The sequence below is a fragment of the Paraburkholderia unamae genome, assembly GCF_003268775.1.
In the GTDB taxonomy this organism is placed as follows: Bacteria; Pseudomonadota; Gammaproteobacteria; order Burkholderiales; family Burkholderiaceae; genus Paraburkholderia; species Paraburkholderia unamae.
In genome coordinates, this window is record NZ_QLSU01000029.1 from 97,482 (window position 1) to 117,468 (window position 19,987).

A 19,987-nucleotide genomic window follows, 5' to 3' on the forward strand; every position below is an offset into this window, starting at 1 on the left:
GGGCCGCGCTTGCGGCCGTGTGGCGAGGGGTGAAGAGTCCATGCGTGATGCGTGAGTCAGTGGCAACGGATCAGGGTTGGGCGAAACGATGACCAGGCGGCAGCTTGACGACCTGGAGAAAGAAACCGAGTCGCCGAACGGCCTCGATGAATGCGTCATATTCGACCGGTTTCGTGATGTACACGTTGCAGCCGAGTTCGTAGCATCGTTCGATCTCGCGCGGGTCGTCGGTGGTCGTGAGCACGATCACGGGCACCGAGGCCGTGGCGGGCTCCGCCTTCAGGCGCCGCAGCACCTCGAAACCGTCCACGCGCGGCATGCGCAGATCGAGCAGCACGACGAAGTTGCCAAGCGCGTCGCGCGACGGATAGCGTGCGTCCCTTTGCGCGTCATTCTCCGCGCCCTGTGTGCCCGGCGCGCCGAAAAAGTAATCGAGCGCCTCCTGGCCGTCGCGAAAACGCACGAAGCCGTTCGAGATGCCCGAGCGCCGCAGGTTCCGCTCGACCAGGGTGGCATGCCCGTCGTCGTCTTCGATCAGCACGATGCTGACCTGTTCCCCGTTCTTCATCTCGACACTCCCACGTGCTGCAAGGGTCTATTGCCTGCTTGTTGAAAGGTTGCCGCTAGGCGGTGCGCAAGGGCTGGTCCGGCAGCGCGACGAAGAACGTCGAGCCCGCGCCTTCGGTCGACTCGACCCAGATGCGGCCGCCGTGCCGTTCCGCAATGCGTCGCGCGAGCGCGAGGCCCGTGCCCTGCCCGGCCGAATCGCCGCCGTGCAAGCGCTGAAACGCGCGAAAGAGCTTCGGCAGGTAGGCCTGCGCAATCCCAACGCCATTGTCGCGCACATAATAGGTCCGTGTCCGCTCGCCCGGCGTCGCGCGCACGTCTTTTTCGGCTTGCCCGTCCGCCGGTTCCTCGTGCCCTTCGCTGCCTGTCGCGCTTCCCGCGTCGAGCGCGCCGATCTCGATGCGCCCCGGCCGTGCCGGGTCGAGGTGCCGCAGCGCGTTGTCAACGAGGTTGCCGAAAATCTGCTCGAGCGCGACGGGGTCGCCCCAGGCGGGCGGCAACTCGCGCACCTCGATGCGCGCGGTCCGCGCGAGCTCCCCGCTCGGGCCGCTCAGGCCGCCCAGCACACGCTCCACGAGCCGCGCGACGTTCACGCGCTGCCAGCGGTATTCGAGCCGCCCGGCGCGCGAAATGCGCAGCAGCGCGTCGATGATGGCCGCCGCGCGCGAGACCGCCTGGCGCAGGAATTGCAATGATTCGTCCACGTCGCCGTCGAGGATCTCGGCCATGGCGCGGTGCTCGTGCCCGGGCAAGCCGGCCGAATCGATCTGCGCGCGCAACTCGTCGCAGGAGACCTGTAGCTCCTTCGAAAAGCCCTGGAGATTGACGAGCGGCGAGCGCAGATCGTGCGAGACGCTGTAGATAAACATCTCGTTGTCCTGCGTCTCCTGGCGCAAATGCTCGTTGGCGCGCGCGAGGTCGGCCGCGCGCGCCTGGAGCTGCGCCTTTAGCGCGGTCTGCTCGCGCTCGGCCGCTTGCAGCCGCACGCTCGTCTGGTGCAGCACGGCATCGAGCGCCGCGATTTCGTCGTTGCCCGAAAGGCGCGGCGCGAGCGTGGCGCCCTCGCCCAGCCGCTGCGCGTTCGCGCCGAGCGCGGCCAAGCGCACGCCCACGTTGCGCGCGAACGCCATCGCCGTGAAGCCCCAGATCAGCATCGAGCCCACCACCACGAAAATGAGCGCGTCCTGTTGACGCTCGCGCGTCTCGCGCAGCATGGCCGCGCGCGCCTCGTCGAGCCGCGTTTCCTCGGCGATGAATTCGCCCAGCACCTGGCGCACGGTGTCGATCTCGGGCGGCAAGCCGTCGCCGGCCGCCTGCGCGAACGGTGCGCTGTGGCCCATGCGCAATGCATCGGCGATATCGCCCGCCTCCTTGCGCCACGCGTAAGCAGCCGCGCGCATGTGCTCCACGCGCGCGAGCTGCGTGGGATTGTCGGCCACCATGCTGGCGAGCAGCGTGATGCGGTCGGTGAACTCGGTCCACACGGCGCGGCGGTCGATGAAGGAAGGATCTTCGAGCATGACGCCCGTGCGCAGGCGCGCGGCTTCGCGCAACAACGGGTCGACGAGACTCGTGGCCTGCCAGAGGATTTGCTGGGTATTCTCCGCGCGTTTCGCCGCGAGCGCGGCCTCGCCCTGGGTGTCGAACACGACGCCGAGCAGCGCCAGTTCGATCACGCTCGGTATCGCGATCAGCAAGAGCCCCTTGGCGAACAGTTTCATGTGGGTCTGTCTGGAGTCCGGTCAGTGGCCGGTCCGCACGACGCGCCGTGCCTCGCGCCGCGTTGGCCCGCGCGGCCCGGCCGGGGCCGCGAACGCCGGAACCGCAACATTATCTGCGCGAATTTTCAGGATGACAATCTGTGTGGCGCCACGCACCCTGGTTCGTGGAAAACCCGCTTTTTTGCGGCAATTCGCCACACTCCACGGACACACAGGTCTATTATTGAGACCGGAGACAAGCGAGAGAGCGCCGGGATATCTACATGAGCGCAACGTGCGATCCGGCATGACGTTTGCGGACGCAATGAGGGTTGGACAGGGGCATGACGTGCGAGCGGCGTAGCGCGCCAACGCACAACACGAGCCGCAAGCCGTGATCGCGGCGCGTCCCCGTTTCTATCCTCGTGAACCCTGCAAATCCGTGTGCTATAACGGATCGACGTGCGGCGCACCAGTCCGGGAGTGGTCGCATGGGAACGCTGAGTGTTTTGCAATCCACCTTTTTCAGGCGAATTTTTATGTCCTTCCCGAAAAAGCGCAAACGCATCAAGGCTGATGGCGACGAGTCGTTTCTCGCCGTGCTGAGCCACTTCAAACCGTTCGGCCAACTCGATACCAAGATCGCGCGTGCGCGCGCTCAGGACGAGCCAGTGCTGTACGCCCATGTCCTGCCAGGGTTGGACGTACTCCTGTGCAGCGTGCGTGGCGCACAGCCGCCGTATCCGGGCACGAGCGAATTGCGCAAACGCTGCATCGAATCGATCGCGCATGCGCTCGAGCAACCGATCGAAGGCCTCGAAAACGGCGGCTACTGGTATGAGGCGGACGGCTTCGGTTTTCTCGTGTTCGCGAGCCGCGCGCGCGGGCGGATCCTGCCCGAGTTCGGCGCGGCGCGTCCGTCGATGACTTCGCGGCGCGTCACGCGCCGCCAGGACGCCGCGGGCGACACGGCACCGCGCTCGCTGCGCTAGGCGGGCAGCGCCGGTTTCACGGAACGCGCCGGGTGCGAGCCACCCGGCGCGTTCTTGTTCGCCCTCACGCTTAGCTTCCCCGGTAGAGATTCGACGGCCCCGATTGCGGCGTGGACGGCGCAGGCTGCGTTCGCGTAGCCGGGCTCGCGTTGCCGCCCGTGGACTTCCCGCCGCCTTCCTTCGCGCCACTTCCTGCGTTTGTCGCGTTCCCCGCCGGCGGCTTCGGCAGCGCCGCCGCGTGCATCCTCTGGCCCGGCGGCGGCGCCACCGGGTGCTGACGCATCTGCGCGAACAGCTCGTCGCACGGCAGCGGCTTGTTGTTGCTCGGCGCGATCAGCGGGATCAACGCGGCGAACGGGTTGATCAGCCCGAGCCCGATCATCGCGCCGCCGCGCAGCGCAAGCGCCGTTGCATCCACGCCCACGTGCGGGTTCTTGAAGGTGCCCTTCACGTAGAGCGGCGAGCGCAGCGTGAAAATGCGAAAGCCCTTCGTGTGGGGATGGACTTTCATGTCCAACGACTCGTCGTGCAGATTGATCGGGCCGTCGATATTGATCACCGCGTCGTCGGTGTCGAGCGCGAACACGCGCGGATCGAGCGTGCCGTTGGTCGCGACGAAGTCCGCCGCCGCGCAATTGATCTTCACGTCGCGCGTGCCGAAGAGTTTTTCGTAGACCACGTTCGCCACGTTCAGGCCCGCCGCCTCCATGAGCAGGCGGCTGATCGTGCCCTGCGTGACGAGCAGCTTCACTTCGCCATTCGAGGTCGCGGCTAGCGCCGCCGGCGAATTGCCGGTGGCCGACAGCGACGCGTCGCCGTTGATCTCGCCGCGCGCCGACTGCATCGACTTCACGCTCGGGAACAACTGCTTGAGCTTAAGATGGCGCGCCTCCACCGTGCCGCGCGCCTTGAGCGGCTCGCCGCTGCCGTCGAGCGAAAGCCGCGTGGCCAGCGTGCCGCCCGCCACGCCGAATTGCAGCGGATCGAACACGAGCACGCCGTTCGTCATGCTCACGTGCGTATAGAGGTCCTGAATCGGCAGGCTGCCCTGCTTGATGATGCGCCGCCCCGTGAATTTGACGTCGGCGTCGATGGCGTTCCAGCGGTTGGTGCGGAACGGCTCGACGGGGATCACACGGTCGGCGGGCTGGCTGACCGTGTCGCCGCGCTTTTCCTTGCTCGCCTTGCTGTCCGCGCCGATGATCGGCGCGAGATCGGAGAACTGCAACAGGTTCGAGACCAGCACGCCCGAGAGCAGCGGCCGCGGCGAGCGCTGCTCGTAGACGAGCGTGCCGTTCAGGTCGCTGCCGCCCACACGGCCCGTGAAGTTCTCGTAGCGGAACACACTCGCGCCGCGATGGAACTGGCCGACGAAGTGTCCCTCGGTGGCGTAAGGCGGCGTCTCGGGCAGCGTCACGCCGGTTAGGTTGTAGAGATGCCCCATGCTTTGGCCCTGAAGCCACAGACGCAAGTCGACGGCGGCCAGATGCGCGGGGTCGGTGAGCGTGCCGACGAGCGCGATATGCATGTCGCCCGCGCGCACGTCGGCCTGGATCGGGAACGGGCGCTTTGCATCCTGGAGCGCGAGCACGCCGCCGAGCTTGCCTTCGCCCGAGAGCGGCGTCTTGTTGTACGTGCCCTTGATCGTCCAGCCGATCGCGTAGAACGGCTGCCGGGCGGGCGGCTTTGCGCCGGATGCACCCGAGGCGGCGCTCGCGGCAAGCGCCTGCGAGCCCACTGCGGGCGCGCTCGTTGCGCTCGTTACGCCCGGCGCGCTCGTTGCATTTGCCGTACTCGCCGCGCCAATCGCCCCCGAGGCCACTGCGCCACTCGCCGCGGCGGCCTCGCTGGCAGCACTGGCGGCCGCCGCCTCCGAGGCCGCCTGCTCACGCGCCTGCTGCGCGAGGCGATTCGCGCCCGCGCGGCCGATCACCTGCGCCGAGCCCTGGCGCGACGCGGCTTCCTGCTGCGCCATCACCTCGCCGATCGGAATGCCCTGGCCAAGCAGGCTCACGGCGATCTTCACGTCGGTTTTCGTCTGCTGATCGCTCACGGCGATGTTGCCGCTCGAAAACGTGATGTCGTGCAGATTGAGACGCCACGTGGAAGGCCCGCTCGAAGCGGGCAACTGGAAGGTCCAGTTATTGCGGCCGTCGGTGAGACGTTCGACGTCGACGGACGGATTCACGAGATTGATCGCAGGAATCACAATGTCGTGCGCGAGCAGCGGCAACACGGCCACTTCGAAGTCGATCTCGTCGAGCGTGGCGAAATGCGGGGACTGGGTCCAGGCGGGATTGGCGATTGCGATCTGCGTGGCGGAAAAGCGCGGCCAGGGCACCCAGGCGCGCCAGCCCGTTTCGCCAGGCGGCCTGCGCCAGCCGACCTTGAGGTCGCCTTCAATCGCGAATGGCCGCCCGATCGCCTCGCTCACCTTGTCGTTCACGTAGGGCTTCGCGTGGTTCCAGTCGAACAAGAGGATGAAACCCGCGAGCGCGGCAATCAACACGACGACAAGCACAACGAGCCATGCGATGATCCTGGCGAGCGTGCGGCCCAGGCTGAAAGCGTTGGGTTGCGGTGACGTCATGCGTACTCCATGTTTTTCCGTTGTTGTTTCGCCTGCCATGCAACACCGTAAGAGCAGTCAGCGTGCCCGGTTACATCGGGCCGACTTACGGGCCGACTAACCGGCTGACTTGCGGGCTCACGGACCGGTTGACTACGCGCCGCACGCTGCATGAACGCCTTGTTTGCAATCTTCCGATGCTTACGCACAAGAATTCTTCCACTCCACAAGACGAAGGCACGCCGCTCGTCGAGGCGCGCTCGCTCGCGCGGCGCGACGCCCAGCGCGGCCAATGGCTGCTGCAACCCACCGACTTCGCGCTGCGCGCGGGTGAGCGCTGCGTCCTGACCGGGCCGTCCGGCTCGGGCAAAAGCGTGTTCCTGCGTGCGCTCGCCCTGCTCGACGCCCCCGATGGCGGCGAGGTGCTCTGGCACGGCGAACATGTCACACGCGCGCGCATCGTACGCTATCGGCGGCATATTGCGTATTTGCGGCAGCGGCCCGCGCTGCTCGACGGCAGCGTGGAGGACAACCTGCGCTACCCCTACACGCTCGCCGTTTATCGCGACGCGCGCTTCGACGCGGCGCGCGCCCGCGCGTTATTCGACGCCGCCGGCCGCGCGAGCGACTTCCTCGGCCGCCTGACCTCCGAACTCTCGGGCGGCGAGGCGCAGATCGTCGCACTCGTGCGCGTACTCCAGCTCGACCCCGACGCATTGTTGCTCGACGAGCCGACGGCATCGCTCGATCCCGAGTCGGCGCGCGGGGTCGAAGCGCTCGTGGCGGCCTGGTTCGATCAGGCGAGCGCCGCGCGCGCGACCGTCTGGGTTTCGCACGATCCCGCGCAGGCGCAGCGCGTGGGCACGCGGCACCTGACGATGCGTGCCGGCGTGCTCGAGAAACCGGCCGCGCAGGTGGTGACCACACAGGGAGCCGCGCCATGAGCCCAGGCGTGTTGCAGAACCTCGGCATCGGCGACGTCGCCATCGCGGCGCTGCTCGTCTTCGTGAACGGCGCGGTTTCCGTGCTGCTCAAGCTCGACCTCGAACGCAAGCTCGCCTGGGCGGCCGTGCGCACCGTCGTGCAACTGCTCGCGATCGGCTACGTGCTCGGCTGGGTGTTCGCCTTCAATCGCTGGTACGTGGTACTGCCGCTGATGGCGCTGATGACGCTGATCGCGGGCTTCGCGGGCGCACAGCGCGGTACGCGCAGCTACGGCGGCCAGCGCGCGGACAGCATCGTGTCGATCTGGGTGAGCGCGTGGCTCGTGGCGGCCGTGGGGCTGTTCGTGGTGATCCGCATCCGGCCGTGGTACGAGCCGCAGTATGCGATTCCGATCCTCGGGATGATTCTCGGCAATACGCTCACGGGCGTGTCGCTCGGCGTGGAGCGCATGATGCAGGAGCTGACCGCGCGGCGCGACCGCGTGGAAAGCGCGCTCGCGCTCGGCGCAACACGCTGGGAGGCCGCGCAGGCGAGCGCGCGCGAGGCGGTGCGCGCCGGCATGATCCCGACGCTCAACCAGATGGCTGTGGTGGGCGTGGTGAGCCTGCCCGGCATGATGACGGGCCAGGTGCTCGCCGGCCAGTCGCCGCTTCAAGCCGTGCGCTACCAGATCGTGATCATGTTCCTGATCGCGGCGTCTTCGGCGCTCGGCACGGTGGGCGCGGTGCTGCTCGCCTACCGGCGGCTGTTCTCACCCGAGCATCGCTTTCTCGCCACGCGGCTCGTCGAGCGCAACGCGCGCGTCTAGCCGCGCACGAGGTGCACCAGACGCACCGGCAGCACAAAGCGCGCGCCGTCCGCCCTGCTAGCGCTGCGCCGAGATCGTGATCTGCGTGCCGTCGCTGAGCGTGAGCGTTTTCGCGGTGCCGTTGGTCGGCATCGTGAGGTGCGCGACTTCGCTATGCGCGACCACGGCGGGACACGTGATCTGCGCGCCGTTGCTCGATACCGATTGCGTGCCGTGCGGCGCCTGGGCGCGGAAGCTCACCTGCACGGTGGCCGTGCCGTTGCTCGCGACGATCGGCGCGAGGCGCAACTGGGTCTGCCGGACCATTGCGCCGTTCGCGTCGAGCGGCAGCGTAGCGTAGTCCGGACAGCCTTGCGGCGTGGCGACGGCGCCGCCCGGCGGCGTGGTGCGCCAGGTGAAATCGTCGGTGTCGCCCGAGCGCAGCGTACGGGTCTCCTGGGCGTTGCCGAACTGCTTCGACGCGACCCGCACGGTGTAGCGGATCGGCCCGTCGGTTGCGGCCTTCGAGGTGACCGTGATCGGCGTGGCCGCGAACACGGGCAGCGCGAACGCGCAGGAAACGGCGAAAACGAACCGGGCAAGCGCCGCGTGGCGGCGGCGAGTATGGCGGGAGCTGCGGCAAGGCATGCGTCACCTCCTGGCGGGAACGGCCGCGCCCGATCGCGTTGACGGCGTGCGCAACGAACGCGGCAAGCCGCGCAGGTCGGGCACGACGCACCGCGCTCGTGCGGCGGATGGTCTGTTAGCAGTCTAGCGCGCCGCGCGACGGCTTGCGCCGAGGGTACGCATCGAACGGACCAGGTTTTATCCCGCTTGCCAGCGCGCGTAATTTGCTTGCCGCGCGACGGCATGCGCCCGCGCGCCGTGCCTCACCCGCTTTGCATAGGCGGCAAGGTCGGCGCAACCACGGATCAAAGGCCGCGAATCAGAAGCCGCGCATCAAAAGCCGCTCAGCACCAGCTTGCCGATGGCGCGCCCTTCTTCGAGCAGCTTGTGCGCGCGCCGCACGTTCGCCGCGTTGATCGTGCCGAGCACCTCGCCGAGCGTCGTGCGCAGCGTGCCCGCGTCGACGAGCCGCGCCACTTCGGTGAGCAGCTTGTGCTGCTCGATCATGTCGGGCGTCCTGAACATCGAGCGCGTGAACATGAACTCCCAGTGCAGCGCGGCGCTTTTCGCCTTGAGCAACTCGACGGGAATCGGCTTGTCATTTTCGACGATGGTCGCAATGTCGCCCTGCGGCTTGATCACCTGCGCGGCGGCCGGGAAGTTGGCGTCGGTGTCGTTGAAGATCAGGACGTAATCCACGCTATCGATACCGAGCGCCTTCAACTGCGCGGGAATGTCGCCATAGTGATTGACGACGTGATCCGCGCCGAGCGACTGCGCCCATTGCGCCGATTCGGGCCGCGAGGCGGTCGCGACGACGGTGAGCTTCGCGACCTGGCTGGCCAGTTGAATGCCGATCGAACCGACGCCGCCCGCCCCGCCGAAGATCAGCACCGACTTGCCGGCGTCCGCGCCGTGCGGCGAGACGCCCAGGCGCGCGAACAACGCCTCCCACGCGGTGATCGCGGTGAGCGGCAGCGCGGCGGCATGCGCGAAGTCGAGCGTAGCCGGCTTGCGGCCCACGATACGCTCATCCACGAGCTGATACTCGCTGTTCGAACCGGCGCGCGTGATGTCGCCCGCGTAAAACACCGCGTCGCCCGGCTTGAAAAGCGTGACCTCGGGGCCGACCGCCTCCACGACGCCCGCCGCATCCCAGCCGAGCACGCGCGGCGCGCTCTCGACGGTGGCTTTCGGCGCACGCACCTTGTAGTCGACCGGGTTCACGGACACCGCCTCGACCTTCACGAGGACGTCGTGACCGGCGGGAACGGGCGTGGGCAACTCGACATCGACGAGCGATTCGGGGTCGTCGATCGGAAGATAGCGGTAGAGGGCGACGGCTTTCATCAGAAGCTCCTGGGCGGGATGGGCCGGCGCCGGGTGGCGCCGTTCGAAACCATCTTAGGTGGCGCCATCCGCCCCCGGTAGCGGCGCAATCCGCGAAACTTTCTTTGGCGATTTTTGAAAATGATCGCCGGTCTGGTCTCGATTTGCCCGCTTGTTGCCCGCTTGTTGCTCACCAATGCGCCGCTACTTCCCGCCCGCTTCCAGCTCGAACGTCAACTCCGCCGTCAGCTTCTGCTGCACGCGCCCATAGGCGTCCCAAGGATCGGCGTGCTCGATCGCCGCGAGGCGCGTGTCGATGTTGGAAAGGATCCAATGCGCGCCGCCCGTCGTCGCTTCCAGTTCGTCCCAGCCGATCGGCACGGACACGCCCATGCCCGGCCGCGCCCGCACGCCGTACGCAGCCGCCGTGCTGGCGCCGCGCGCGTTGCGCAGGTAATCGATGAAAATTTTCTTCTTGCGATGCTCCGGGCCCATCGTCGCCGTGAACTGCGTGGGCCACATGGAGGCCAGATGCTGCGCCGCCGCACGCGAGAAGGCCTTCACCTCGTCCCAGCCCGCCGCGGGCGTGAGCGGCACGACGACGTGCAGGCCCTTGCCGCCGCTCGTCTTGCAGAACGATTCGAGGCCGAGCTCCGCGAGCAACGCGCGCGTGCGCTGCGCCGCTTCGATCATGCGGTCCCAGCCGAGCGCCGGATCGGGGTCGAGGTCGAACACGACGCGGTCGGGCCGCTCGATGTCGCCCACGCAGGCGTTCCAGGTGTGCAGTTCGATCACGTCCATCTGCGCGGCGCTCACGAGCGCCGTGGGCGTGTCGATGGTGAGCAGCGCCGGATGGCCCGGATCGAGCCCTTCATGCTCCGTAAGCTCGGGCAGCGGCGCGCGGCCGCTGTGGCGCTGGAAGAACGTTTCCCCGCTCAGGCCGCGCGGCGCGCGCACGAGCGATACCGGGCGCTCGCGCAGATGCGGCAGGATCCAGGGCGCGACGCGCGCGTAGTAGCGCACGAGTTCGAGCTTGTGCGTGCCGCTGTCGGCGTCGATAACGCGCCGGGCGCTCGTGATGCGTATGCCGGCGATTTCGCTTTCGGCGGCGCTCCCGGGGCGTCGGCGCCGGGCGGCGCGAGGCGAGCGGTGCACGGACGCGGCGAGCGAGGCCGGCGCGGCGGCGTCCGAAGTCTGGGCCCGCTCGCCGCGCGGCGTTCGGGCAGTGGTGGCTGCTTTGGCCTTGAGAGCGTCCTGCATACCGGTTCCCCTGGTGCGCCACGACGCACATGGCGCGTCGCGCGACGCGAGTCGCGACACGTTTGGTTGACGGCACGCGGCGGCCGCCCCCGTCGGATCGCCGCACGTGCTTTCATTGTGCCTCGAATGGGCGCTTTCGTCGCCGTAAGGTGTACGCGGCGCGGCCCAACATCTCTATGAATCAGGGCGGCATCGAGGGCAACCGGACGGGTTGAAACCGGGGCGCGCGGCCCGCCGCAAGCGTCGAGAAGTTACAATATTGCGCTTTGCCGCGCGCGCCGCAGCGCCTCACGCGCGCGACATGCGCCCTTTTCACCCGTCCGCCCCGCCGACGCCGCACCGGGGCTCTGCCCGCCCAGCCATGAATCTCGTCATCCAGAGTCCCGCTCCGCTCGACACCGCCCACCACAAGGCGCTCCTCGCGCTCGCGCGCGGCAGCCGCCTCACCCCGCTCGACGCTCACGCGATCCGCATCGAGAACGCCGAGCCCGCCCAGCGCGCCGATCTGGACGTCTACTGCGGCACGCACGAGCTCGACTACGCCTTCGTCGAAGCGGGCCGCGCGCTGGCCGATTTCGGCCTCGTGGCGATGGACATGGATTCGACGCTCATCACGATCGAATGCATCGACGAGATCGCGGACTTCTGCGGCCTGAAGGCCGAAGTCGCGGCAATCACCGAAGCGTCGATGCGCGGCGAAATCAAGGACTTCAACGAAAGCCTCACGCGCCGCGTGGCGCTGCTCAAGGGTCTCGACGCGAGCGCGCTGGAGCGCGTGTACGAGGAGCGCCTGCAACTCTCGCCGGGCGCGGAGCGCATGCTCGCGGGCGCGAAGGCCGCGGGCCTGAAGACGCTGCTCGTCTCCGGCGGCTTCACGTTCTTCACCGAGCGCCTGAAGGCGCGCCTCGGGCTCGACTACACGCACGCGAACACGCTGGAAATCGTCGACGGCAAGCTCACGGGCCGCGTTGTCGGCGAGATCGTCAACGCCGACGTGAAGGCGCGTACGCTCGCGCAAACCTGCGCGCAGATCGGCATCGAGCCGCGCCGCGCGATCGCGATGGGCGACGGCTCGAACGACCTCAAGATGATGGGTGTGGCGGGCCTCTCGGTGGCGTTCCGCGCGAAACCCGTGGTGCGCGAAGCGGCAAGCGTCGCGTTCAACTTCGTCGGGCTCGACGGGCTGCTGCGCCTCTTCTGATCGCACGTTCACAGCGGCCGCAAATAACAACGGCCACTCGCGTCCCTATGGGCGCGAGCGGCCGTTTTTGCATAGTGCGATTTATTCAGGCGTACTGGCTTTTTCCGCGAGCCTCGCGAGCGCGCGCTCGATGTCCGCACGCAGATCGGCTTCGTCTTCGAGACCGATGTAGAAGCGCACCAGCGTGCCGCGATGCGGCCAGCTCGCGGCCGTGCGCATCGAGCCGACGTCGTACGGCATGGCAAGGCTATGCGCCCCGCCCCAACTCCAGCCCAGCGAGAAGAGTTCGAGCGACTCGCAGAACCTGTCGATCTGCGCCGCACTGTAGCGCTCGTCGAACACCACGGAAAAGAGGCCGCCCGCGCCCGTGAAGTCGCGCTTGTAGAACGCGTGGCCCGGGCAGTCCTCGAATGCGGGGTGCAGCATGGTCGCGATTTCGGGGCGCGCCTTGAGCCAGCCCGCAAGCGCGAGCGCCGTGCTGTCGTGCGCCTCGAAACGCGCCTTCATGCTCGGCAGCGCGCGCAGCACGAGCGAGCAGTCGTCCACCGACACGCCAATGCCAAGCCGCATGCGCGCAGCCTTGAGCTTGAGATACAGATCGCGGTCGGCGGTGATGGTCGCGCCCATCAGCACGTCGCTGCCGCCCGACTGGTACTTGGTGAGCGCCTGCACCGAAATGTCGATGCCGTGCTCGAACGGCTTGAACGCGAGACCCGCCGACCACGTATTGTCGATCGCCGTGATGACGTTGCGCGCGCGCGCCACCGCCGTGATCGCGCGCGTATCGGGCACTTCCATCGTGACCGAACCGGGCGCCTCCAGCCAGATCAGCTTCGTGTTCGGCTGGATCAGGTCGGCGATGCCCGCGCCGATCATCGGGTCGTAATAGCGCGCCGTAAGGCCGAAATCGCGGGCGAGCCAGTCGCCGTGATCGCGGTTCGGCGAATAGACGTTATCGGGGATCAGCACGTCGTCGCCGGACTTCAGCAGTCCGAAGTAGACGTTCGAGATGGCCGACAGTCCCGACGGCTGAAGCAACGCATACTCGCCGCCTTCGATCTCGGCAATCCGCTTCTGAAGCATGGCCGAAGTGGGCGTGGCGTGCAGGCCGTAGCGCCATTGCGCGTCGTTGCGCCAGTCGAGCGCGCGCACCGATGCGAGGTCGGGAAACACCACGGTCGAAGCGCGCGTGACGGGCGCGGCAAACGATTCGAAGCCGGGCGTGAGGTCGTCTTGCGGGTGAACGATGCGCGTCTGCAACGCGCGGCTGGAGTCGGATTTCTTCATGTCGGAGCGAATTCGGTTGAGGCGCGGTCACGTTGCGGCGCGCGGCTGGCCATTCGGCATGGAAGCCGTGGGGCCCGCGCGCGCTTGCAACACCGCATACCGAAGAGTAACACCCGCGGCCGCGCTTATTGTCCGATGACGAGATTGCCCACGCCGTTCACGGCCTGGCCACCCTTCGAGGCGGACGTGGGAGTAGAGGCAGAAACGGGAGCCGCCGCAGCCGTGCTGCCTTGCGCAACCGGCTTCAAGTCGAACGGCACCGGGTTGGAATCGTCGGGTTCCATGCGCTCGCCCGTGAGCGCGCCGTCTTCGGCGAACGTGCCCACCCAGTTGCCGCTGATATGCGTGCCGTCGTTCGAGTCCTCGGCTTCGAGCGTGGCGCCGTCGCGGTCGCCCGCGATCAGGTTCACCTCGCCGGTGTCCGTGAACTGATATTCGCCGTGCACGCCGGTCGGGTCGTCGTCGTCGGTCTTCGCGCCCAGGCGCATGACGATCGGGCGTTTGCCGAGCGTGCCGACGTATTGCGGCAGCTTCGCGAACTCGGGGTTCGGCTTGAGCGGCGACGCGGCGGCGCTCTGCGCGTGCGCAGCGAGCGGCAGCGCAAGCGCCGCCACTGCCACCGCCGCCGCAGCGATCACGAGCCAGCCGCGCGCCTTTATGGCGCGACCGCTATCGCCGGGTCGAGCGGCCGCGCGCGGCGGCCGCTGTGCTTGCATCACAACTTCCATCTGTGTCCTTCCCTCACTTGCAAGGCGGACGGGGCGAGCCGGCGGATCAAATGCGCTCGAAGATGGCCGCAATGCCCTGGCCGCCGCCGATGCACATCGTCACGAGCGCATAGCGCCCGCCAATGCGTTGCAGTTCATAAAGCGCCTTCACGGTGATGAGCGCGCCGGTCGCGCCGATCGGGTGACCGAGCGAGATGCCCGAGCCGTTCGGATTGACCTTGGCCGGGTCAAGCCCGAGTTCCTGCGAAACCGCGCAGGCCTGCGCCGCAAAGGCTTCATTGGCCTCGATCACGTCGAGGTCGCTGACCTTCAGGCCCGCGCGCTCGAGCGCCTTCTGCGTGGCCGGCACCGGGCCGATGCCCATGTAAGCCGGATCCACGCCCGCATGGGCGTACGAAACGAGGCGGGCGAGCGGCTTCACGCCGCGTGCACGGGCAGCGTCGGCGCTCATCAGCAGCACGGCGGCAGCGGCGTCGTTGATGCCCGATGCGTTGCCCGCCGTGACCGAGCCGTTTTCCTTCGCGAACACGGGCTTGAGCTTCGAAAAGTCCTCGAGCGTCGCACCGTGGCGCACGTGCTCGTCGGCGTCGAACACCACTTCGCCCTTCTTCGACTTGAGCGAGATCGGCAGGATCTGGTCCTTGAAGCGGCCTTCGGCGAGCGCGCGCTCGGCACGGCGGTGCGATTCGAGCGCGAGCGCATCCTGCGCCTCGCGCGTGATGCCGAACTTCTTCGCGACGTTTTCCGCCGTCACGCCCATGTGGATCGCCTGGAACGGGTCGTGCAGCGCGCCGATCATCATGTCGACGAGTTGCGTGTCGCCCATGCGCTGGCCGAAGCGCGCAGCCGGCATCGAGTACGGCGCGCGGCTCATGTTTTCCGCCCCGCCGCCGATCGCGATGTCGGCGTCGCCGAGCAGAATGGTTTGCGCCGCCGAGACGATGGCCTGGAGGCCCGAGCCGCACAGACGGTTCACGGTCAGCGCGGGCGCGTGCTGCGCGACGCCGCCGTTGATCGCGGCCACGCGCGCGAGGTACATGTCCTTCGGCTCCGTGTGCACGACGTTGCCGAACACCACGTGCCCCACCGCGTCGCCTTCCACGTTCGCGCGCGAGAGCACTTCGCGCACCACGCGCGCGCCGAGATCGGTCGGCGAGAAGTCCTTCAGGCTGCCGCCGAAGTCGCCGATTGCCGTACGCACACCGCTCACCACCACTACTTCGCGTTCCATTGTCTTGCTCCTCGTCTTTCTGATTGAAATGAATCTTGTTCTTCTTGCTGAAACGTCGCGTGCTCAGCCGGCCGGTTGCGCGGCCAGCATGCGCTCGACGTCCTCACGATACGGAAGCGGCGCCACCGCGCCATAGCCCAGGGTCGAAAGCGCGGCCGCCGCGTTCGCGTAGCGCGCGGCGGCGAACGGGTCGTCGCCGGCCGCGAGCCGCGCGACGAATGCGCCGCCGAAGCAATCGCCCGCGCCCGTGGCGTCCACGGCCGCGACCACGTGGCCTGGCACGACGCGCCGCTCGCCCGGTGTCGCCACGTAGGCGCCGTCCTTGCCGAGCTTGAGCGCCACCACGCGTGCGCCGCGCGCGAGCAGGTAATCGACGATCGCATCGCGGTCGTCCAGGCCCGTGAGCACGGCAACGTCGTCCCAGCTCGGCAGGCAGATGTCGGTCAGGCGCAGCACCTCGTTCATCACGGCGCGGGCGCGCGCGAGCGGCCAGAGTTTCAGGCGCAGATTGGTGTCGAAGCTCACCCGCACGCCGTTGGCGCGCGCGTGCTCGACCGCGGCGAGCGCCGCGTCGCACGCGCTGTCGCTGATCGCCACGCTGATGCCGGAAAGATGCAGCACCTGCGCCGCGGCAATCGCATCGCGCGGCAAGTCGCCCGGCGTGTAACGGCTTGCGGCCGAGCCCTTGCGCAGATAGTCGAACGCATGGCCGGCCGGCCCGTGCGAAACGAAGTAGACGCCCGTGGGCGCCGTGGCGTCCACGCGCACCGCCGACGTGTCGACGCCTTCGCGCGTCCACAGGTCGATCAGCAGGCGTCCGAAGTGATCGTCGCCGACGGCGGAGACGAAGCCCGTGCGCGCGCCCTGGCGCGCCGCCGCGATGGCAAAGTTCGATGTGTCGCCGCCGAAGCCTTGCAGGTATTCGGGACGATCCCGCGAAGCCTGGTTGAACTCGACCATGGCCTCGCCATACGCGAGGACTTGCGCAGCGCCGCTCGTCATGCCGTTCAGACCTCGCCCCACAGGTCGTGGCCGTCCGCGCCGGTGATCTTCACCGACACGAAGTCGCCGACCTTGTAGCGCTTCGACGCCTTGGTCGCGGGCGCGACATACACCACGCCGTCGATCTCGGGCGCATCGGCCGCCGTGCGGCCAATCCCGCCATCGGCGTTGATCTCGTCGATGAGCACCTTGAGCGTCTTGCCGACCTTGCGCTGGATGCGTTTGGCCGAAACCTGCTCCGCCACTTCCATGAAGCGCGCACGGCGCTCCTCGCGCACCTCGTCGGGCAGCGCGCCGTCGAGTTCGTTAGCCGTGGCGCCTTCGACCGGCGAATAGGCGAAGCAGCCCACGCGGTCGAGCTCGGCCTCGCGAATAAAATCGAGCAGCGTTTCGAACTGCTCCTCGGTCTCGCCCGGGAAGCCCGCGATGAACGTGCTGCGGATCGTCAGATCGGGGCACATTTCGCGCCACGCCTTCACACGCTCCATCACCTTCTCCGCGTTTGCGGGGCGCTTCATGCGCTTGAGCACCTCGGGGTGCGCGTGCTGGAACGGGACGTCGAGATACGGGAGCACATGGCCCTTGAACGGACCTTCGGCCATCATCGGAATGACTTCGTCCACGCTCGGATACGGGTAGACGTAGTGCAGGCGCACCCAGGCGCCGTACTGCGCGGCCAGCTCACCCAGTGCGGCGACGAGGTCGGTCATGCGCGTCTTGATCGGCTTGCCGTTCCAGAAGCCGGTGCGGTACTTCACGTCCACGCCGTAGGCGCTCGTGTCCTGCGAGATCACGAGCAGTTCCTTCACGCCGGACTTGAAGAGGTTTTCCGCTTCGAGCATGACCTCGGCGACCGGGCGCGACACGAGGTCGCCGCGCATCGACGGGATGATGCAGAACGTGCAGCGGTGATTGCAGCCTTCGGAGATCTTGAGATACGCGTAGTGGCGCGGCGTGAGCTTGATGCCGGCGGCCGGCACGAGATCGACGAACGGATCGTGCGGCTTGGGCAGATGGCTGTGCACCGCCTGCATCACCTCGCCCACGGCGTGCGGGCCGGTCACGGCGAGCACCTTCGGATGCACTTCCTCGATCAGGTTCGAGCCGCTCGCGCTGGCCTTCTTGCCCAGACACCCGGTGACGATCACCTTGCCGTTCTCGGAAAGCGCCTCGCCGATCGCGTCGAGGCTCTCCTGCACCGCTTCGTCGATGAAGCCGCAGGTATTCACGACCACGAGATCCGCACCGTCGTAGGAACCCGAGATTTCATATCCCTCGGCGCGCAGCTGAGTGATGATCTGCTCGGAGTCGACAAGCGCCTTCGGGCAGCCGAGGGAAACCATCCCGACGCGCGGAGCGGGGTTGCGGGAGGTCGTTGATTCAACAGGGTTTTTCACGTGTACGTCCGGATGTGGGGCGCGGGGCGAATTAAGCGCGGCGCGAGGATCTTGCCAATCCGCCATTTTACCCGTTTGGCGTATCGTGCGGTGCAGCATAACGGCCCGCACGCCCGGGCCGTCAGGGTCGAATGAAATATCGACTGGATCAAACTTCCGTCACCTTTTTCTCGCCCGGCTACGGCCCCGCCGCATAATTCCGGCCGCCAGAACCTCGTGCGCGGTTCATGGCCCCCTTCAACCGGCAACGCGGAGACACCCAACGTGAACAAGAACCCGACGCTTATCTCGCGAGACAAGCTCACGGCTGCGGCGCTCGCGCGCTCCAAGGCCGGGCTCTCGCAAAGTGCGTTCGCGGCGTTGCTGGGCGTTTCCACACGCACGCTACAGGACTGGGAGCAAGGCCGCCGTCAACCCACCGGCGCCGCGCAAATGCTGCTGCGGGTGGCCGTGGCGCACCCCGAAGCCTTGCGCGATTTACAGCGCGCCTGAAAGCGCTTGCATCGGCCGCGTGGCGAGGCGTGGCCGCCCGTGGCGTAGCGCGACGAGCGCCAAGGCTGCGCCCGGCCGCGCGCCAGTTACGACGCGCCGCGAAGCGGCGCAACCCACCGGCCGTCGCTTACTTCTTCTCTTCCTCGCCGCCCTCGGGCGCGCCCTGGGCAGGCGCCGCCGCACCGCCCGGCGCTGCGGGCTTGAACGGGAAGCTGCTGAACATGTTCTTCGCCTGGTTCTGCATCTGCTCCTGCATCTGCACGAACATGTTCTTCGACTGCTCGATGTAGCTCGTCATCATGCCCTGCATCATCGGCGCCTGCATGTTCATGAACTGCGACCAGACTTCGGGGTTCATCGCGTTGCCTTCGTAAAGGCTCTTCGACTGGTCCGCAAGCTTGTTCTGGATGTCGATGAACGCCTGGATGTTCTTTTCCAGGTAGGTACCCATCATGCCCTGCATCGCATGGCCGTAGAAGCGGATGATCTGCGACAGCATCGACGACGAGAACATCGGCAGGCCGCCGCTTTCCTCTTCGAGAATGATTTGCAGCAGGATGCTGCGCGTCAGATCCTCGTTGGTCTTCGCGTCGATGACCTTGAACTCCTCCTGATCCAGCACGAGTTGCTTCACATCAGTCAACGTGATGTACGTGCTCGTCTCCGTGTCGTACAGCCGACGATTCGGATATTTCTTGATGAGACGTTCGGCGGTTTTCTTTGTAGTCGTCATGTGTCGCCCTTGTTAGCGCCAACGCGCGGCGGCCACTGCCGTCGCGCGTTGGTCTAGCCCGGTAGCGGCCTGCCCCGGTGTGCAAACAGGCCCGCTGCCGCCCTCGATCCCTGCTACGCGGGGATCAGCCCATGTGCAACCCGCCATTCAGCGAGAAGTCAGCACCGGTTGCAAAGCCTGACTCGTCGGAGGCGAGCCACGCCACGATCGAGGCGATTTCCTCGGGTGCGCCCAGACGGCGCACGGGAATCGTCGCGACGATCTTTTCCAGCACGTCGGGACGGATGGACTTCACCATGTCCGTGCCGATATAACCCGGCGAGACGGTATTGACCGTCACGCCCTTGGTCGCCACTTCCTGGGCGAGCGCCATCGTGAAGCCGTGAATGCCCGCCTTGGCCGTGGAATAGTTGGTCTGCCCGAACTGGCCCTTCTGACCGTTCACCGACGAGATGTTGATGATGCGGCCCCAGCCGCGCTCGACCATGCCGTCGATCACCTGCTTGGTGACGTTGAAGAGGCTCGTGAGATTGGTGTCGATCACGGCCGTCCAGTCTTCGCGCGTCATCTTGCGAAACACCACGTCGCGCGTGATGCCGGCGTTGTTCACGAGCACGTCGACTTCGCCGACCTCCGCCTTGATCTTGTCGAACGCCTGGCGCGTCGAATCCCAGTCGCCCACATTGCCTTCCGAGGCGATGAAGTCGAAGCCGAGCGCCTTCTGGTCTTCGAGCCACTTCACGCGGCGCGGCGAATTCGGGCCGCAGCCGGCGACCACCGTGAAACCCTGCTTGACGAGGCGCTGGCAGATGCCTGTTCCGATACCGCCCATACCGCCCGTTACGTACGCAATACGCTCTGACATAAACCACACTCCATTATCGTTTTCCGGATGCGCCGATCGTCAGCGTTGATCAACGGCTCCGGCCTCGCTCCTTCCCGCTGTCTCCGCCTGCGCCGTTCGCGGGCCACCGCTCAAGTGACCTGCGCGTTCGTCGCGGCGCCGGGGCGAACCGCTAGCGGCCCGCCCCGGCACTCCCGTCACGCGCGTTCGAGCGCGAGCGCCACGCCCATGCCGCCGCCGATGCACAGCGAGGCGAGGCCGCGCTTCGCGTCGCGGCGCTGCATTTCGTGCAGCAG

The 19,987-nt window shown here is 67.3% G+C and carries 19 protein-coding genes; 5 read left to right on the forward strand and 14 right to left on the reverse strand.

Annotation, left to right across the window (positions count from 1 at the left end):
- Positions 1-70 precede the first annotated feature (70 nt).
- Together C7401_RS34415 and C7401_RS34420 are read right to left on the reverse strand one after the other, a co-directional pair.
- Positions 71-568 (reverse strand): response regulator, encoded by a 498-nt coding sequence (locus C7401_RS34415; protein WP_112176398.1) that lies wholly within the window; start codon positions 566-568, stop codon positions 71-73.
- A gap of 55 nt (positions 569-623) precedes the next feature.
- Positions 624-2,288: a sensor histidine kinase gene (locus C7401_RS34420; RefSeq protein WP_112176400.1), complete on the reverse strand. Its 1,665-nt coding sequence runs from the start codon at positions 2,286-2,288 to the stop codon at positions 624-626.
- 470 nt (positions 2,289-2,758) lie between these two features.
- Here C7401_RS34420 and C7401_RS34425 point away from each other — a divergent pair, with 470 nt between their 5' ends.
- Positions 2,759-3,259 (forward strand): hypothetical protein, encoded by a 501-nt coding sequence (locus C7401_RS34425; RefSeq protein WP_112176402.1) that lies wholly within the window; start codon positions 2,759-2,761, stop codon positions 3,257-3,259.
- 70 nt (positions 3,260-3,329) lie between these two features.
- On the opposite strand, the gene C7401_RS34430 is transcribed toward C7401_RS34425, so the two are convergent.
- On the reverse strand, positions 3,330-5,849 hold the full coding sequence (locus tag C7401_RS34430) for an AsmA family protein (protein ID WP_112176404.1): 2,520 nt from the start codon (positions 5,847-5,849) through the stop codon (positions 3,330-3,332).
- A gap of 176 nt (positions 5,850-6,025) precedes the next feature.
- Between C7401_RS34430 and C7401_RS34435 the strand changes: the two genes are divergently transcribed.
- Both C7401_RS34435 and C7401_RS34440 read left to right on the forward strand, forming a co-directional pair.
- On the forward strand, positions 6,026-6,772 hold the full coding sequence (locus C7401_RS34435) for an ABC transporter ATP-binding protein (protein ID WP_112176406.1): 747 nt from the start codon (positions 6,026-6,028) through the stop codon (positions 6,770-6,772).
- On the forward strand, positions 6,769-7,581 hold the full coding sequence (locus C7401_RS34440) for an ABC transporter permease (protein ID WP_112176408.1): 813 nt from the start codon (positions 6,769-6,771) through the stop codon (positions 7,579-7,581). The genes C7401_RS34435 and C7401_RS34440 overlap by 4 nt, the downstream gene beginning before the upstream one ends.
- A 57-nt stretch (positions 7,582-7,638) precedes the next feature.
- Here C7401_RS34440 and C7401_RS34445 read toward each other — a convergent pair whose 3' ends face one another.
- The 3 genes from C7401_RS34445 to ligD all read right to left on the reverse strand — a co-directional run bounded on the left by C7401_RS34445 (position 7,639) and on the right by ligD (position 10,776).
- Positions 7,639-8,208: a DUF6013 family protein gene (locus C7401_RS34445; protein ID WP_112176410.1), complete on the reverse strand. Its 570-nt coding sequence runs from the start codon at positions 8,206-8,208 to the stop codon at positions 7,639-7,641.
- 312 nt (positions 8,209-8,520) lie between these two features.
- Complete coding sequence (locus C7401_RS34450; RefSeq protein ID WP_112176412.1) at positions 8,521-9,537, reverse strand: zinc-binding alcohol dehydrogenase family protein; 1,017 nt, start codon at positions 9,535-9,537, stop codon at positions 8,521-8,523.
- 183 nt (positions 9,538-9,720) lie between these two features.
- On the reverse strand, positions 9,721-10,776 hold the full coding sequence (gene ligD, locus C7401_RS34455; protein WP_112176414.1) for a non-homologous end-joining DNA ligase: 1,056 nt from the start codon (positions 10,774-10,776) through the stop codon (positions 9,721-9,723).
- Positions 10,777-11,137: 361 nt separating this feature from the next.
- On the opposite strand from ligD, the gene serB reads away from it, so the two are divergent.
- Positions 11,138-11,977: a phosphoserine phosphatase SerB gene (gene serB / locus C7401_RS34460; RefSeq protein ID WP_112176416.1), complete on the forward strand. Its 840-nt coding sequence runs from the start codon at positions 11,138-11,140 to the stop codon at positions 11,975-11,977.
- 81 nt (positions 11,978-12,058) lie between these two features.
- Here serB and C7401_RS34465 read toward each other — a convergent pair whose 3' ends face one another.
- The 5 genes from C7401_RS34465 to rimO form a co-directional block, all read right to left on the reverse strand.
- Positions 12,059-13,264, reverse strand: coding sequence for a cystathionine beta-lyase (locus C7401_RS34465; protein ID WP_112176418.1), 1,206 nt, complete (start codon positions 13,262-13,264; stop codon positions 12,059-12,061).
- A 125-nt stretch (positions 13,265-13,389) separates the two neighbouring features.
- Positions 13,390-13,980, reverse strand: coding sequence for a hypothetical protein (locus C7401_RS34470; RefSeq protein WP_112176420.1), 591 nt, complete (start codon positions 13,978-13,980; stop codon positions 13,390-13,392).
- Positions 13,981-14,038: 58 nt separating this feature from the next.
- Complete coding sequence (gene bktB / locus C7401_RS34475; RefSeq protein WP_112176422.1) at positions 14,039-15,223, reverse strand: beta-ketothiolase BktB; 1,185 nt, start codon at positions 15,221-15,223, stop codon at positions 14,039-14,041.
- Between the two features lie 63 nt (positions 15,224-15,286).
- Positions 15,287-16,225, reverse strand: a complete 939-nt coding sequence (locus tag C7401_RS34480; protein WP_112176424.1) for a sugar kinase — start codon at positions 16,223-16,225, stop codon at positions 15,287-15,289.
- Between the two features lie 5 nt (positions 16,226-16,230).
- Entirely contained in the window at positions 16,231-17,568 is a 1,338-nt protein-coding gene (gene rimO, locus C7401_RS34485) for a 30S ribosomal protein S12 methylthiotransferase RimO (RefSeq protein ID WP_208949065.1), read from the reverse strand.
- 318 nt (positions 17,569-17,886) lie between these two features.
- On the opposite strand from rimO, the gene C7401_RS34490 reads away from it, so the two are divergent.
- A complete protein-coding gene (locus C7401_RS34490) occupies positions 17,887-18,114 on the forward strand; it encodes a helix-turn-helix domain-containing protein (RefSeq protein WP_112176428.1) in 228 nt (75 codons plus the stop codon).
- 127 nt (positions 18,115-18,241) lie between these two features.
- On the opposite strand, the gene phaR is transcribed toward C7401_RS34490, so the two are convergent.
- The 3 genes from phaR to C7401_RS34505 form a co-directional block, all read right to left on the reverse strand.
- Complete coding sequence (gene phaR / locus C7401_RS34495) at positions 18,242-18,847, reverse strand: polyhydroxyalkanoate synthesis repressor PhaR (protein ID WP_112176430.1); 606 nt, start codon at positions 18,845-18,847, stop codon at positions 18,242-18,244.
- 124 nt (positions 18,848-18,971) lie between these two features.
- A complete protein-coding gene (locus C7401_RS34500) occupies positions 18,972-19,712 on the reverse strand; it encodes a 3-ketoacyl-ACP reductase (RefSeq protein ID WP_112176432.1) in 741 nt (246 codons plus the stop codon).
- Between the two features lie 176 nt (positions 19,713-19,888).
- Positions 19,889-19,987: hypothetical protein (locus C7401_RS34505; protein WP_146758003.1), on the reverse strand; the 99-nt coding region annotated here is incomplete at its 5' end.

Excerpts from the sequence above, each read along its gene's own strand:
- C7401_RS34445 (WP_112176410.1), bottom strand. The coding sequence starts at position 8,208 with ATGCCTTGCCGCAGCTCCCGCCATACTCGCCGCCGCCACGCGGCGCTT.
- C7401_RS34440 (WP_112176408.1), top strand. The coding sequence starts at position 6,769 with ATGAGCCCAGGCGTGTTGCAGAACCTCGGCATCGGCGACGTCGCCATC.
- C7401_RS34480 (WP_112176424.1), bottom strand. The coding sequence starts at position 16,225 with ATGACGAGCGGCGCTGCGCAAGTCCTCGCGTATGGCGAGGCCATGGTC.
- C7401_RS34430 (WP_112176404.1), bottom strand. The coding sequence starts at position 5,849 with ATGACGTCACCGCAACCCAACGCTTTCAGCCTGGGCCGCACGCTCGCC.
- C7401_RS34435 (WP_112176406.1), top strand. The coding sequence starts at position 6,026 with ATGCTTACGCACAAGAATTCTTCCACTCCACAAGACGAAGGCACGCCG.
- C7401_RS34500 (WP_112176432.1), bottom strand. The coding sequence starts at position 19,712 with ATGTCAGAGCGTATTGCGTACGTAACGGGCGGTATGGGCGGTATCGGA.
- C7401_RS34425 (WP_112176402.1), top strand. The coding sequence starts at position 2,759 with ATGGGAACGCTGAGTGTTTTGCAATCCACCTTTTTCAGGCGAATTTTT.
- C7401_RS34415 (WP_112176398.1), bottom strand. The coding sequence starts at position 568 with ATGAAGAACGGGGAACAGGTCAGCATCGTGCTGATCGAAGACGACGAC.
- ligD (WP_112176414.1), bottom strand. The coding sequence starts at position 10,776 with ATGCAGGACGCTCTCAAGGCCAAAGCAGCCACCACTGCCCGAACGCCG.
- C7401_RS34450 (WP_112176412.1), bottom strand. The coding sequence starts at position 9,537 with ATGAAAGCCGTCGCCCTCTACCGCTATCTTCCGATCGACGACCCCGAA.
- C7401_RS34470 (WP_112176420.1), bottom strand. The coding sequence starts at position 13,980 with ATGCAAGCACAGCGGCCGCCGCGCGCGGCCGCTCGACCCGGCGATAGC.
- bktB (WP_112176422.1), bottom strand. The coding sequence starts at position 15,223 with ATGGAACGCGAAGTAGTGGTGGTGAGCGGTGTGCGTACGGCAATCGGC.
- C7401_RS34465 (WP_112176418.1), bottom strand. The coding sequence starts at position 13,264 with ATGAAGAAATCCGACTCCAGCCGCGCGTTGCAGACGCGCATCGTTCAC.
- phaR (WP_112176430.1), bottom strand. The coding sequence starts at position 18,847 with ATGACGACTACAAAGAAAACCGCCGAACGTCTCATCAAGAAATATCCG.
- rimO (WP_208949065.1), bottom strand. The coding sequence starts at position 17,568 with ATGGTTTCCCTCGGCTGCCCGAAGGCGCTTGTCGACTCCGAGCAGATC.
- serB (WP_112176416.1), top strand. The coding sequence starts at position 11,138 with ATGAATCTCGTCATCCAGAGTCCCGCTCCGCTCGACACCGCCCACCAC.
- C7401_RS34420 (WP_112176400.1), bottom strand. The coding sequence starts at position 2,288 with ATGAAACTGTTCGCCAAGGGGCTCTTGCTGATCGCGATACCGAGCGTG.